This window comes from Novosphingobium sp. CF614 (assembly GCF_900113255.1).
GTDB lineage: Bacteria > Pseudomonadota > Alphaproteobacteria > Sphingomonadales > Sphingomonadaceae > Novosphingobium.
The window spans coordinates 451,707-465,515 of record NZ_FOOR01000002.1; the positions used below are offsets into that span (position 1 = coordinate 451,707).

At 62.5% G+C, this 13,809-nt stretch carries 12 protein-coding genes, 1 tRNA gene and 1 pseudogene; 8 read left to right on the forward strand and 6 right to left on the reverse strand.

Going from position 1 to position 13,809, the window contains the following annotated elements:
* Positions 1–1,227 carry an LPS export ABC transporter permease LptF gene (lptF, locus tag BM052_RS04895; RefSeq protein ID WP_091143837.1) on the reverse strand — a complete coding sequence of 409 codons (1,227 nt, stop codon included), beginning with the start codon at positions 1,225–1,227 and terminating at the stop codon, positions 1–3.
* A gap of 269 nt (positions 1,228–1,496) precedes the next feature.
* Here lptF and BM052_RS04900 point away from each other — a divergent pair, with 269 nt between their 5' ends.
* Positions 1,497–2,027 carry a hypothetical protein gene (locus BM052_RS04900; protein ID WP_091143839.1) on the forward strand — a complete coding sequence of 177 codons (531 nt, stop codon included), beginning with the start codon at positions 1,497–1,499 and terminating at the stop codon, positions 2,025–2,027.
* 38 nt (positions 2,028–2,065) lie between these two features.
* Here the strand turns inward: BM052_RS04900 and clpS are convergent, their stop codons facing one another.
* The 3 genes from clpS to BM052_RS04915 all read right to left on the reverse strand — a co-directional run bounded on the left by clpS (position 2,066) and on the right by BM052_RS04915 (position 5,662).
* Complete coding sequence (clpS, locus tag BM052_RS04905; protein WP_177198322.1) at positions 2,066–2,452, reverse strand: ATP-dependent Clp protease adapter ClpS; 387 nt, start codon at positions 2,450–2,452, stop codon at positions 2,066–2,068.
* A gap of 123 nt (positions 2,453–2,575) precedes the next feature.
* Positions 2,576–3,508, reverse strand: a complete 933-nt coding sequence (locus BM052_RS04910; protein WP_091143842.1) for a phasin family protein — start codon at positions 3,506–3,508, stop codon at positions 2,576–2,578.
* Positions 3,509–3,799: 291 nt separating this feature from the next.
* Positions 3,800–5,662, reverse strand: a complete 1,863-nt coding sequence (locus BM052_RS04915) for a PHA/PHB synthase family protein (RefSeq protein WP_091143843.1) — start codon at positions 5,660–5,662, stop codon at positions 3,800–3,802.
* A gap of 233 nt (positions 5,663–5,895) precedes the next feature.
* On the opposite strand from BM052_RS04915, the gene BM052_RS04920 reads away from it, so the two are divergent.
* Both BM052_RS04920 and BM052_RS04925 read left to right on the forward strand, forming a co-directional pair.
* Positions 5,896–7,095: an LL-diaminopimelate aminotransferase gene (locus BM052_RS04920; RefSeq protein WP_091143846.1), complete on the forward strand. Its 1,200-nt coding sequence runs from the start codon at positions 5,896–5,898 to the stop codon at positions 7,093–7,095.
* 329 nt (positions 7,096–7,424) lie between these two features.
* On the forward strand, positions 7,425–7,991 hold the full coding sequence (locus tag BM052_RS04925) for a winged helix-turn-helix domain-containing protein (RefSeq protein ID WP_255405970.1): 567 nt from the start codon (positions 7,425–7,427) through the stop codon (positions 7,989–7,991).
* Here the strand turns inward: BM052_RS04925 and BM052_RS04930 are convergent.
* Entirely contained in the window at positions 7,988–8,521 is a 534-nt protein-coding gene (locus BM052_RS04930) for a molybdenum cofactor guanylyltransferase (protein ID WP_091143849.1), read from the reverse strand. The two genes, BM052_RS04925 and BM052_RS04930, sit on opposite strands and share 4 nt — an antisense overlap.
* A gap of 256 nt (positions 8,522–8,777) precedes the next feature.
* Here BM052_RS04930 and BM052_RS04935 point away from each other — a divergent pair.
* Both BM052_RS04935 and BM052_RS04940 read left to right on the forward strand, forming a co-directional pair.
* Positions 8,778–8,851 (forward strand) — tRNA-Cys (locus BM052_RS04935).
* A gap of 162 nt (positions 8,852–9,013) precedes the next feature.
* The gene (locus BM052_RS04940) at positions 9,014–10,264 is read left to right on the forward strand and encodes a tyrosine-type recombinase/integrase (protein WP_091143851.1); all 1,251 of its coding nucleotides are present in this window, start codon (positions 9,014–9,016) and stop codon (positions 10,262–10,264) included.
* 306 nt (positions 10,265–10,570) lie between these two features.
* Here the strand turns inward: BM052_RS04940 and BM052_RS19345 are convergent.
* Positions 10,571–10,693, reverse strand: a pseudogene (locus BM052_RS19345) (helix-turn-helix domain-containing protein); the annotation flags it as partial.
* A gap of 179 nt (positions 10,694–10,872) precedes the next feature.
* On the opposite strand from BM052_RS19345, the gene BM052_RS04945 reads away from it, so the two are divergent.
* Genes BM052_RS04945 through BM052_RS04955 form a run of 3 tightly spaced genes read left to right on the forward strand, consistent with a single transcriptional unit; the run spans position 10,873 to position 13,577 of the window.
* Entirely contained in the window at positions 10,873–11,709 is an 837-nt protein-coding gene (locus BM052_RS04945; protein ID WP_143084739.1) for a trypsin-like serine peptidase, read from the forward strand.
* Positions 11,710–11,740: 31 nt separating this feature from the next.
* Entirely contained in the window at positions 11,741–13,285 is a 1,545-nt protein-coding gene (locus BM052_RS04950; RefSeq protein WP_143084740.1) for a hypothetical protein, read from the forward strand.
* A 10-nt stretch (positions 13,286–13,295) separates the two neighbouring features.
* On the forward strand, positions 13,296–13,577 hold the full coding sequence (locus tag BM052_RS04955; protein WP_091143858.1) for a hypothetical protein: 282 nt from the start codon (positions 13,296–13,298) through the stop codon (positions 13,575–13,577).
* Positions 13,578–13,809: the final 232 nt, after the last annotated feature.

Consider the following 13,809-nt stretch of genomic DNA (forward strand, 5'->3'; position numbering starts at 1 on the left):
TCAGATCGGGTCCGCCGGGATGGGCAGGATGGGGCCGCGCCGCTTGCGGCGCAGGAGGGACTTGAGCCGCTTGATTACGGTATCGGACGCCTTCTCCAGCCAGCCGATCGCCTGCCCGCCCGGCACATAGGCGACGCGCCAGTACATCCACAGGATCAGCAGGGCGAGCACCAGGAACGGACCCCACAGGCCCAGGACCGGGTTGATCCGCCCCAGCGAAGCCACGTCGTTCGCGTACTGGTTCACCTTGTGATAGGCCACGATCATCACGATCGAGACGAACAGGCCCAGTGCCGAAGTCGAGCGCTTGGGCGGAATCGCCAGCGCCACCGCCAGCAGCGGCAACAGCAGCATCATGACAACCTCGACCATGCGGTAGTTGAAGTTCGCCTGGCTGGAGACGCGCTCCTGCCTGGGCAACTGGTCGTTCCAGCCCAGCTTCATCAGTTCGGGCAGCAAGTATTCGCGATCCTGCCCGCCGCGCTTGCGGAACTTCTCGATCGCCGGCAGCTCGATCGGCAGGTCGTGGCGGGTGAAAGTCAGGACGCGCGGCTGCTGCCCGGGCATGTCCTGGATGATCTGCCCCTGCTCCAGCCGCAGGATGATCGTGTCGGGCGATCCCTTGAGCGCCAGGAACCGGCCCTCGCGCGCGGAAATCGACAGCACCTGGCCCTTGGCGTTGGCGACGCGGGCGAAAATCCCCATCAGCCGCCGGCCGTCGTCCTGGCTCTCGTCAATCCTCAGCGCGATGCGGTCCTTCAGCGTGGTGAATTCGCCGACCTTGATCGAAGCCCCCAGCGCGCCGGACTTGAGCTCGTAGTTGAGTTCTTCGTAATAGTAACGCGACAGCGGCTGCAGATAGCCGACGATCGCGAAGTTGAAGGCGACCAGCACCAGCGTGATGACGTAGGGCACGTACAGCATGCGGGTATAGCTCAGGCCGACCGCGCGCATGACGTCGAGTTCGCTGCTGGTCGCCAGTTTGCGGAAGGCGAGCAGGATGCCCAGCATCAACCCCAGCGGTATCGCCAGGCTGGCGTATTCGGGCAGCATGTTCGCCAGCATCTTGAAGACGACACCCACCGGGCCGCCCTCGGTGGCGACGAAGTCGAACAGCCGCAGCATCTTGTCGAGGACCAGCAGGGAGGCCGCAAGCAGGAAGATCCCCAGCATCGGCATCAGCACGAGGCGGAAGATGTAGCGATCGATGGCGCTTGGGAATCTCACGTAGGCGTCGTCACAAAACCATCCTTCCCCGGCCCTTAACGGACAGGCGGCGGAGGACAAAGCGAATTGTCGTCCGGGCGCATGCCGACGCGGACCGCCGGAGAGGCTCGGCGGCGGCGGGAGGATTACAATGCTGTAGTCCAGCAAAGCATCATCCCACCTCGGCCCTCAGATGCGCTATGCAGGGTCAAAGAACAGGCGCCGAACGAATCCGAGACGATCGATCAAGCGGCAGCCCGGGGGCAAACAGGAAACCGGAGGAAATCAGGATGAACATGCGGGAAGGACCATCCACGCCAGCGCTCGACGCTTCGCGGTTCGGCGAAGCCTTCGCGGTCCGGAAGGCCGCGTTCACTTTGGCCAGGCGCAGTACTTCGGAACTGGCCCGCCCGCCGGTGTGGAATCTCGGTGTCGTGGAAGCGGATCCGTCGCTGGCCGCGCAAGCCAAGCGGTTCGCCCGGCATGCCGAGACCGCTCCCGCGGACCAGGAAGCGCGGATCGTGCGCGAGACCATGATCGTCATCCGCGCCTGGGCCAGTGCCGGCGCGCCGGAGGCCTGGCTGGCACGGGAAAGGGAAGTCCAGGCACTGCTGGGGGACGATCGCGCCGCGCCGGCGCTCGCCAGCCTGCTGCCTGCCGGCAGCCTATGGCAGGCGCGGTTCGGCGGCGACGGCATCTGCGAGGTGAAAATGACCATCGGCGCCGCGCGCGGGGCACCGCCGGGTCATGGCGATACACTCGCCCTCGCGCTGTCGGCGGCGCTGTTTCGCGCCATTGCCTGGCATTGCGGCAGGAACTGAAACGGAAAGAGGCGGCGGGCCGCCAGGGCGGGAAACGATCAGGCCTTTTCCAGCGTGCACTGGAGCGGATGCTGGTTCTGCCGGGCGAAATCCATCACCTGGTTCACCTTGGTCTCAGCGATTTCATAGGGAAAGATGCCGCAGACGCCCACGCCCTTCTGGTGGACATGGAGCATCACGCGAGTCGCCTGCTCCAGATCCATCTGGAAGAAACGCTTGAGGACCATCACCACGAATTCCATCGGAGTGTAATCGTCGTTGAGCATCAAGACCTTGAACTGGCTTGGTTTCTTCGGTTTGGTGCGCGTCTTGGTGGCGATGCCGACCTGTTCGTCCCCATCGCTCCCACGGTCCGAATCGCCATCGGTCCCCGCAAGCAAAGGCCAGGGACGAGCGTGTTCGGAATCGGCGATCAGGGAAATCATGGCTGCCAGAATATCGTACCGGGGCACCTGTCTTCAAGATGCCCCGGTCGAGTTTATCGAACTTGCAGCTCCGCCGACCGGATCGACGGGGTTCCCCCGACCAACCGGAAGGCCTTCAACGCATCACAGCGAGGTGGATCGCACCTTTTCCATCGCCATGCTGACGCGGCCGGAAATCGGCGCCATCACGTCGCTCATCAGCTTGAGCATCGTTTCGCTGTTCTTCGAACCATAGGCAACGGCGCTGTCGAAATTCTTGCGCATCATCTCGCCCTGGACCTTGAAGAAATCGGTCGGCGACTTGGCGGCGGCGAGTTCCTTGATATCGCCGGTCATCGTCTCGAACGCACTGCGGCTTTCGGCGACGATCTCGGACCCGATGCTCTGCACACCTTCAGCCAGGATCTTGCCTGATTCCATGATGGCTTCGACGTTGCCTTTGGTGAAATCGCCGGCCTCGCCGAGCATGACGGTGCTCTTTTCGAAAGCGGCCTTGGCCTTGGCCTGGGCCTCGGTCATCGCGTCCTGGAAGCCGGAAAAATTAGCGCTCATGTCCATTGTCTTTTCCTCGAGCATGAAGTTGGTGAAAAGTCCTGCGAAAGCGGGTGTTTTGGTAAAAGCGGTCTCTGCCGCCTTGGAAGTGGCCGCCTTCGGACTTGCAACGGCAATAGCCGCCTCCTCCGTTCCCTTGGCAACCTTGGCAGCCGGCTCGGCCCCTGTGGCCTTCGCCGGAACAACTTTCTCGATCGGCCGGGGCTTCGCCTGGACGACCGGTGTGGATTTCGCGACCGGCTTGATCTTGGGACCCGGCTTGATCCTGGGCGCCAGCGCGGCGATCTTGGCGGCGGCCGGCTTTGGCTCCACGGCTTCGCTCCGCTTGAGAGGCTTGAGAGGCTTGAGAGGCTTGGCCTTGGCGGGCACGACCTTGCCGGTCTCTGCTTTGCCGGTCTCTGCTTTGGCGGCCGGAGCGGGGGACTTCACAGGCACCGCCTCGGCGGCAGCCTTGTAGGCCTTGTCGGCGCTATCGATGTCCTTCGGGTCTTCGTTTGCAGCCATTTGATCTGTCCAGCGGTCGAGGAGTTTTTGAACGTCGAACAGGATCCGGCACGGTCTGGCGCGGTCTTCGAGTCGACTCATCGTTGCTGCGTTGCAAAATAGGTTTTTGCGCCGGCGAAGTCAACACAATTTTGCTGCACTGCACAAAAATGTTGCAGTGCAGCATAGGCGGCATGCCGCACATGGCGGCCGCCCGCTCCGGGGTGATCCGGGGGTGAGTGTCACCCGCCTGCCGAACCGTCCCGGCGCCCGAAAGTTCCCGGCGGACCCATGGCAGCGACCCGTCCGGTCTCAGCGCGCCATGACGTAGCGCCCCGGCGCATCCTCGATCACCCGGTCGCCGCGACCGCCGGGGCGGCGCTTGCCGCGCGCCGGGACCAGCGCCCGATCGAGCGCCTCGATCCACGCACGCCAGTGCGGCCACCAGCTGCCCGGATGTTCGCGGGCCCCGGCGACGAAATCCTCGAGCGTCTCGGGCGAGCCCTCGTTGGTCCAGTACTGATACTTGCCCGAGGAAGGCGGGTTGACCACGCCGGCGATGTGCCCCGAACCGGCGAGCAGGAAAGTCCGCGGGCCCGCCAGGTAGCGCATCAGCTTCCACACGCTTTGCGGCGGCGCGATATGATCCTCGCTTCCGGCCTGGATATAGGCCGGCGTCGCGATCCGGTGGAGATCGATGGGCACTCCGCAGGCCTGCAGCGAATCCGCCACCACCAGGCGATTGTCGCGGTAGAGATCGCGCAGATAGTTGCGGTGCCACTTGGCGGGCAGGTTGGTGACGTCGCCGTTCCAATGCAACAGGTCGAAGGCTGGATGGTCCTCGCCTTTCAGGTAGTTCTTCTCGACGTAGCTCCAGATCAGGTCGTTGCCGCGCAGCACGTTGAAGGTCGCCGCAAGGTAGCGGCCGTCGAGATATCCTTCCGGCGAGAGCTTGCCGATCGTTTCGATCTGCTGGTCGTCGATGAAGTTCTTGAGGTCGCCTGCCTCCTCGAAATCGACCTGGGCCGTCAAAAATGTGGCGCTGGCGACCATGCCGGCCGCCTCCTTGCGCGCCAGCACCGCCAGCGTCGCGGCAAGCGTGGTGCCGGCCACGCAGTAGCCGATGGTGTGGACCGAAGGCACGCCAAGCCGCCCGCGCACGAAATCGATCGCCTCGATCTGCGCGCCGATGTAATCGTCCCAGGCCAGGTCCGCCATCGAGGCATCGGCGGACTTCCAGGATACCATGAAGACGCTCAGGCCTTGTTCCACCGCCCAGCGCACGAAGCTTTTCTTCGCGTTCAGGTCCAGGATATAGTAGCGGTTGATCCACGGCGGAAAGATCAGCAGCGGGGTCTTGAGCACCTTGTCGGTGGTCGGCGTGTACTGGATGATCTGGTAGAGCGGCGTTTCGAACACGACCTTTCCGGGCGTCACCGCGATGTTCTCGCCCAGCACGAAGGCCTTGGGATCGGTATGCGTGAGCTGGCCCTTGCGCAGATCGTCAAGCAGGTTCTCGAAGCCGCGCACCAGGCTCTCGCCGCGCGTCTGGCTGGCCTTCTCCAGCGCCACCGGATTGGTCAGCGGGAAGTTGGCGGGGCTGAGCGCGTCGGCGATCGTGCGGGCCGCGAACACCAGCTGCGCCTTCCTGGCCGGCTCCAGCCCGTCCATCGCCTCGGCCATCCCCACCATCTGCTCCGACAACATCAGGTAGAGCTGGTGCAGCAGCGCGAAAAACGGCTGCCGGCGCCATTCGGGATCGTCGAAGCGCCGGTCCTTGCGCGGCAGACGGGGATCCTCGGCGGCACCACCCTCGCCCCCCGGGCCGATGCCGTATTGCCCGAGCACCGCATCGACGAGCGCGACGCCCTCTTCCCACAGCTTGCGCTGGATCTGCGGGCTTGCGAGCGGCAGCTGCCGGAACACCGCCTCCGCCGTGGCGATCCATTTCATCGGGTCGGCATAATGCGGCGGCTTGTCGGAGGCCTTGTTGAGCTGCTCGACCTGGAATTCGGTCCAGATCGCATGCATCCGGCTGGCGATCTCGGCCCAGTGGATCGCGGCCTTGGCTTCCGGCGTACCTTCCTGCGGGGCGAGATTCCCGAACAGGGTAGTCAGGCCCTGGGCCTGTTTGCGCATCAAGTCCGTCATCAGTTCGCCGGCGTCGCTGGCCATGGGGTCCTGGGCTCCCTATAATCGCGAGAGAAGTCATAAGCCCGCATTCCGGCCTGTCGAGTCCCCCTCCCCCACATCGGAGCCCATGTCGCCCCCCGCGCGGACCGGCGACAATCGCTCGCCGGAATTCACCACCCGGACGCAACCTGGTCGATCGCCCATTTGCGCCCGGCGCGTATTCCCCTACAGGGACGATCGCGGCAATCCCGCCGCGCAATGGAATCATCGAGGTCATGGAAGACGAGTTCTACCGCATCAAGCGACTGCCGCCCTACGTCATCGCCGAAGTCAACGCGATGCGGCATGCAGCACGCCAGGCGGGCAAGGACATCATCGACCTCGGCATGGGCAATCCCGACCTGCCCCCGCCCCAGCACGTGATCGACAAGCTGTGCGAAGTGGCGCGAAAGCCCAATGCCCACGGCTATTCGCAGTCGAAAGGCATTCCCGGCCTGCGCCGCGCCCAGGCCAACTACTACGCCAACCGCTTCGGCGTCGAACTCGATCCCGAACGCGAGGTGGTGGTGACGATGGGCTCGAAGGAAGGGCTGGCCAGCCTCGCCACCGCGATCACCGCACCCGGCGACGTGGTGCTGGCGCCCAACCCCAGCTATCCGATCCACACTTTCGGCTTCATCATCGCCGGGGCCACGATCCGCTCGGTGCCGACCACGCCGGACGAGAACTACTGGCGCTCGCTGGACCGGGCCATGGCCTTCACGGTGCCGCGCCCCTCCATCCTGGTGGTCAACTACCCCTCGAACCCGACGGCCGAGACCGTGGATATCGCCTTCTATGAGCGGCTGGTCGCCTGGGCGAAGGAGAACAAGGTCTGGATCCTGTCCGACCTTGCCTATTCGGAACTCTACTATGACGGCAATCCCACCCGTTCGATCCTCGAGGTGCCCGGCGCCAAGGACGTGGCGGTGGAATTCACCTCGATGAGCAAGACTTATTCGATGGCCGGCTGGCGCATCGGCTTCGCGGTCGGCAACCAGAAGCTGATCGCGGCGATGACGCGGGTCAAGTCGTACCTCGACTACGGCGCCTTCACGCCGGTCCAGGCGGCCGCCTGCGCGGCCCTGAACGGCCCGCAGGATATCGTCGAGCGCAACCGCCAGCTCTACCAGAAGCGCCGCGACGTGATGGTCGAGGCGTTCGGCCGGGCCGGATGGGATATCCCCAGCCCCAAGGCCTCGATGTTCGCATGGGCGCCGCTGCCCCCCGCGCTCAAGGAAATGGGCAGCCTGGAATTCTCCAAGCAGCTGCTCACCCATGCCGAAGTCGCGGTCGCGCCAGGCGTGGGCTATGGTGAAGACGGCGAGGGTTTCGTGCGAATCGCCATGGTCGAAAACGAGCAGCGCCTGCGCCAGGCCGCCCGCAACGTGAAACGCTATCTGGCGTCCATGGGCGTGAATATTCCCGCAATCTGACGCCGGATCATCCCGGCATAGGGCCAACATGGGGAAAAACCACAGGAACAGCCTGTAAGATTTTACGAGTTGTTCCCGAGGACCCTAAGCGACGATTGTTCCCCCGCGACATTGCCTTTCGGCAACGAGGCGGGGGAACGATGAGGTCTGCGAATCTGCGCGGGAGCGACGCGCTCCGATTTCGTTGGCTGGGGTCCGGACGGATCCCGGCCGGCTTCGACTTGCGGCGTTGCGGCTGGGTGCTGGATGACAGGCACGAGCCCGGCCCCGAATGCGTGGAAATAGTCGACGGGGGCGATCTGGACGGCCCGGATTGGATGAGGATGCTCATGTCCCACAGCGTCGAGATGCGGCGCTCCGCCCTGGTCGTCGGCGTCAGGCGGGCGCACGAACGGGCCATGCTGCTGCAGGTCGGCTTCGGCGATGCCGTCACCGACGCGGTCGATATCGAGGAACTGGGGGCGCGTGCCGGCCGGATCGCCGAGTTGACGCACTGGTTGCCGCGCCGGCGCGATCTAGGTGGCCTCCAGCTCGACCTGCTCGCTCGCGAAGCCTATGCCAACGGCAAGCCGCTCAACCTCAACCCACGGGAATTCTCGTTGCTCTGGCGGCTCGCCGAAAGCCCCAATCACGCCGTCAGCAAACAGATGCTGATCCATGACGTATGGCGCCTGGGCTTCGTGCCGGAAACCAACAGCATCGCGGTTCACATGTCGCGGCTGCGCCGCAAGCTGACTTTCGTGGGCCTCAGGGGCGTGATCGAAACGGCTCCGGAAGGCGGGTATTGCCTGCGCATGGACGACGCGAATGATGGACGGGAAGCTTTCACGCTCGAGCCTCCGCGTCCGGCGGTGCCGCCGGCATCGACGTCCGCCGGGGGCCATGCCGTGCTCTAACGGTTCAAGCGCGGATTGGTCAGGGCCGCGAGGTCACCCGGCGTGTTGATGTTCGGAACCGCGATCGGCAGCTGGATCCGGCGGGCGCCGACCAGTTCGGCGAAATGCAGCATCGAATGCCGTTCATCGCTGTGCAGCAAGGCTTCCAGCCGCGCGGCGGACGCGGCCGGCCAGAGCCCGATCACGGGCTGTGCGGCCAGGCATGCCGGCGCGGGCGAAAGCCGTTCGAGCAGATCGTCCGGAAGCAAGGCGGCATCCACCCCGCAACTCAGCACCGCCTCGTAACCTTCATCGAGCGCATGATGCAATGCCGCCGCCAGGCCGCCGAGCGGCCCCATCCCGGGACGCGGCCAGTCCGGAAGGGTCGGTGCCGGCGCAGTCTCGCGCCCCACGACGATCACCTGTTCGCAGCATCCCGCAAGGGCATCGACCGCCAGGGCGATCAGGGTACGCCCATCCAGTTCGGCCAGCGCCTTGTCGCTGCCGAACCGGCTCGCTGCACCCCCGGCAAGGACGGCTCCGAGAATCATGGACAATGCTCCGCGGCCGAGGGGAAGGACAGGAAAAGGCCGTGCGGCAGCATAACCGCAGAAACCCGCCGAAAGAAAGCACCGAACCCTCGCCCGCTCCCCGTACCGCGCGAAGACGGCAGCCCGCGGCAGGGGGAACAGCACTGCCCCCGGACGACGCGCTCCATGGTGTCCATGGCCCAATCGCCGCCGATCACGCGAATCGGAGTTGCGCCCCGCCCGTTCCATTGCTAGGCGCGCATTCCTCCACACGGATGGCCCGATGGCGGAGTGGTGACGCAGCGGACTGCAAATCCGCGCACGCCGGTTCGATTCCGGCTCGGGCCTCCATTTCCGCTTCCAGAGACGTCCACAGACGTTCGGAAAGTGGCTGATTTCCGCCGTTTTTTGTGATATGCTTGCCAAGCAAATCCGGACGGCTCCACCCTCTTCCGAGTACAATGTTGGTACAGATGATGGACCGCCCGCCGAGCAACTCTTGGGAGGTCCATCATGGCAGAAGGCAGCAGTCGCAGAACCGGTCTCACCGCGAACGCGGTGAAAAACGCAAAGCCGAAGGAAAAGCCGTACAAGCTCTCTGATCGCGACGGCCTCTACCTCCTCATCAAGCCGACCGGCGTTCGGTACTGGCGGATGAATTACCGCTTCGATGGACAGCAGCGAACCCTGTCGTTTGGTCGCTGGCCTGAGATACTGCTGGGCGAAGCACGTGAAATGCTTCTTGAGGCGCGGCGCAAGTTGGCCAAGGACATCGATCCAGCCGAGCAATCGAAGCTCGACAAGATCGCCAAGTCGCTGGCCGCAGCCAACACCTTTGAGACTATCGCAGAGGAATGGCTCGATAAGATCAAGAAAGAGGGAGCGGCGCCGCTCACCATCAAGAAGGCGCGGTGGCTCCTTGGCAAAACCTACGCCGCAATCGGTCGCCGCCCGATTTCCGAGATTTCAGCACATGAGCTTCTCTTGGTCTTGAAAAAGGTGGAGTCCACCAAGCGTTACGATACCGCCAACCGGATCCGCAGCACCTGCAGCCAGGTATTCCGCTACGCCATTGCTACAGCGCGCGCTCAACGGGATATCGCGGTAGACCTGCGCGGCGCGCTCATCACGCCGCGTGAACAACATCGTGCCGCCATCACGACGGCCAGTGAAGCCCCCGCATTGCTGAGGGCAATCAAGGACTATGATGGCAGCCCTCTCACTCAAATCGCGTTACGCCTTCTTCCGCACCTGTTCGTTCGCCCTGGCGAGTTGCGATGGGCCGAATGGAAGGAATTTGATTTCGAGCAGGCCATTTGGACGATTCCAGATTTCAAAATGAAGATGCGCCGTCCTCACGCGGTGCCATTATCGCGGCAAGCGCTGGCCATCATAGGTGAGATTGACCACGACGCCGCCTATAGCAATTTCCTATTTCCATCTCTGCGGGCGCTGGATCGCCCCATGTCGAACAACACGATCAATGCGGCCCTCCGACGACTGGGCTATTCCAAGGATCAGATGACCGGCCACGGCTTCCGCGCCATGGCGGCCACGCTCCTCAATGAGATGGGAACCTGGAACCCCGATGCCATCGAACGCCAGCTCGCACACGCAGACGGCAATTCGATCCGACGCGCCTATGCGCGAGGCCAGTATTGGGATGAGCGGGTTCGGATGATGCAGCACTGGTCGGACTACCTTGAGCAGCTCCGCGACGGTGCGACCATTTTGCGGCCGAAGTTCGGGCACAGCGGATCGTGATCCCGAGGTAGATCGTAAAGAGCTCGGCGGCGATAATTGGCCGATCTCGGTACGGTAGGTTCCAGGCGGGAAAGTGGCGTAGCCGCCCCACCTCGGTGTAAGATGCCGAAGGCAGGTCTCGCCTTGATTGCGGTCGTTCACGGTCTCAAAACCGAACGCTGAAACCGGACATTCATTCACTTGGCGAATCAAGGATGAAACCCGGGCGGAAGCAGTCGTTCGGCTTAAGAAAGATGCGTGGGCTCAGAGACACTCGAATGATCGGCGAGATTTTCAAGGACAAAGCCGTAGACCGCTTGCAAAGGTTTCCCCACGCTGCTCGTAAGCGGCTTTCCAGCGGTAAAAACTTGAGCGGCCCACACCGAAGTAGCGGCATGTCTTGGTCACATGGCGGCTCTTTTCGGCGTAAGGGAGCACCTTGAACTTACGCTGAACCTTGAGTTCTTGGTTGGTTGTCGGATACCTCCTCCTTGCAGCAGATCGGCCTTATGGAAAAGGTCCCGCGAGTCCGTACAGTCCTGCAAATACTGAACAAGCGCAGAGGAATTGATTTGACAGGTATTTGCGAAACCTTATGAATATTGACAAATCAGTCGGGGGAATGCCTCGTGATAGATGAAGCAAACGCGTCGAATTTTCCACTAGATTTCGACGCCACCACAATTTGCGATTCGCCTTGGGCATCGAGCACTGGAGAAAGGCCCGGCTTGGTTTCTCGCGTCAAGTCGTTCTTCGAACTTGCTCAAGTGGCAAGCGTGATTGGCGAAGATGATAGAACTACCGAACTTTACACGAAGAACATTCCAGAGCGGCTTGTCTGCTCGCTCGAGATTCGAAAGCAGGGCCGTCTTTACCATGGTACCGGCTGGATGGCCGGTCCGCGCCTCGTGCTGACCTGTGGTCACAATGTGCATCATGACGATTTCGCGGGGTGGGCAGATTCGATAGACGTCATCCCCGGTCGATCTGAAGCGGACACGCCCTTCGGCAAGGTGACTGCGACGCGGTTCTCGGCACATCCCAAATGGGTCCAGTCACACGACGTGACTTCCGATTTTGGATGCATCCACCTCGATCTTCCAGTGGGAGATAAGATCGGCTGGTTTGCTGTGGCAATGCCCGGTCCGGCACAAGTCGGTCAGCCAGTCGTGTGCTCGGGCTATCCGGATTTCGATGCCTCGTTCACTCGCCAGCGGCGCGGGCAAGGCGAGGTCGTCTGGGTCGACGGACGCAGATTGTATCATGATGTCGACACCGACAACGGGGAGAGCGGATCGCCGATCTGGCGCTTGGCCGATGTACAATCGCCGCCCGAGGTCTTTGCGGTTCACGGATACGAGAAGGTCTACGTGCCCGCAGCCGATGGCCGGGAAGCGAATGTCGCGACATTGATCGATGCCGATCTTTACGCCTTGGCGAAGCAGTGGCGGGCGGTCACGCCCTGAACAATTATACGCAGAACGAAGGGGGAGGGGCATGCAAAGATTGACCAGATTGGGGTCCGTCACGATCGGGCTGATGGGGGTTGCACTTGGTTTGGCTGGCTGCGCCAAAGAAACCAGCAAGACTGAGGCCGCAACGGCTGAAACCCCGATGCTTTCGGGCAAGATGTTCGTCGATGCTAAAGGCGAACTTTCGCCTGAGCTGCGCGGCGTGGTCAAACGCGGCCCCGACTATGTTCCGATCGCCGAGGATCCGGAGCAACTGTTCGACCGGCTTCAAGGCTCAATGGCCGATCGCCGGGCGGCAGCATGGAAGATTGTCGAGCAGATGATCTCCCCGCAAAGCTTCACCGCCAATGGAGTGATGTTCCAGATCCCACTTTGGCACACGTGGTACGAGGGGGCGTCCAATTCATCTGACGACCCCCAGAATCCTCAAGTCCCCGTGAACGCCGAAGTCTACCAGAAGATCGACCTGTTCTATTCCAAGTTGAAAGCTTGCAAACAGGTGGCCGGCGGAAAGTGCGCCAAGACCTACGATCAGCTTGCCGAGGAGACGATGAACGATGTCGGCGGCGGCACCGGTTCGAAGAACATGGTATCGAGCCTGACCGATGCCAACATGAAGCAGACTCTGGCCCAGCTGGCCGGGGTGGCCGACGAGCACCTTGGGACAGGCTTTACCGTGTTCAGTCCGTCGTTCGTCGGACATCTGCTCGCCCAGTCCAAGGGCGTGATGAATTGCGCCGACAAGGCACCGCAATTCAAGGCGGATACGCCGCCGCCGTCCGCCACCCAGTTCAGTCCCTGTCTGACAGAATTTCCGCGTTCGGCGGTCATGGTCAAGGCGCAATGGACCCCCGAAGACTTTGCCAACGCAGCCCACGTTACCGATTCGAACCGGATGGGGAACCTGTTCAACGAGCCGCGCTGGGGGCGCGGAACCCCGGCACCGTTTGACGCCAAGAAGATGTACACGATCGAAACCAAGGAAGGCCATAAATGGGGGCTGCGCTCCATCCACTTCTCGACCAAAGATACCCGTGAATGGGTCTGGATTACGCTGTGGTGGGATCCGCAGCCAAACACCGACTTCGGACAAGACCGTCCGGCCTCGATCAGCGGGGTCTGGGCGAACTACAAGATGTGTGTGACCAGCTCGTTCAATGAGCGCGATCCGCAGCCGTGGCAGTCGTTCACAGCTTCCGCCCCTTTGCTCGCCGGCGCGCTCAAGGCCAACTATAGCGCACTGGCGGCAGCCAACACCGCAGCCGGCGGTGACCCAAACCACCTGACCACCTGGTGCAGCAACCCGAACGTCGAAGTGCATCCGCAAAATCATAAGACGAACTGCATAGGCTGTCACCAATATGCGGGATCGTGGAATGCGGCGACCAATGACATGACCGAATTTGACCAGACGTATCAACCGAACGACGTCAACTTCCCGCAACAAGGGCGCGATCGCCATCGGCGCACGTTTCTTTCGGACTTCACCTGGGGAGTTGCGCTCTACGAAAATATTCCAAACCGGGTTCGCGCGGCGCGAAGCAGATACGGAATTACAGCAACTGAGTGAGGGTAAGCCGATGGAACTGGAAACACCGATTTCCTTCGCGAATGACATCGCCGTGCTGTTCACCGATCCCGATGTTGGGTGCATGAACAGCCGAATACAGCTGCGCGACTATGCAGTGATGTCCAACCCGACAGGTAACGAGGATTTTGCAGATCATGCGACGGCCCGCAATGTCCTCGACCGGTTGTCGCAGCCTGGAGGGCCTTTGCGCATGCCTCGGGGGCGTCCGCCATGGCCGCAAGCCGACATCGCCCTGTTCGCTCGGTGGATCGAGCAGGGCTGTCCGCCTTAGGATTTGCCGGGTCCTTTTTAGACGCAACGTGAACTGACGCCTTGAACCCGGTCATTCGCGCTCAATTTCGACGTGATCGATTCTTGCCGTTCGTTCAGCACGCTGTAGCAATGGCGGAAAGACTTGGGCTGGGACAAGGACGAACCCGCTTCGCGGGAGGGGTGCTTGGGGTGAGGTCGCGCCGTATTTGCAAGGCTTTGGGCGAGACGGCGTCGTCATGAGATTGTGAGGT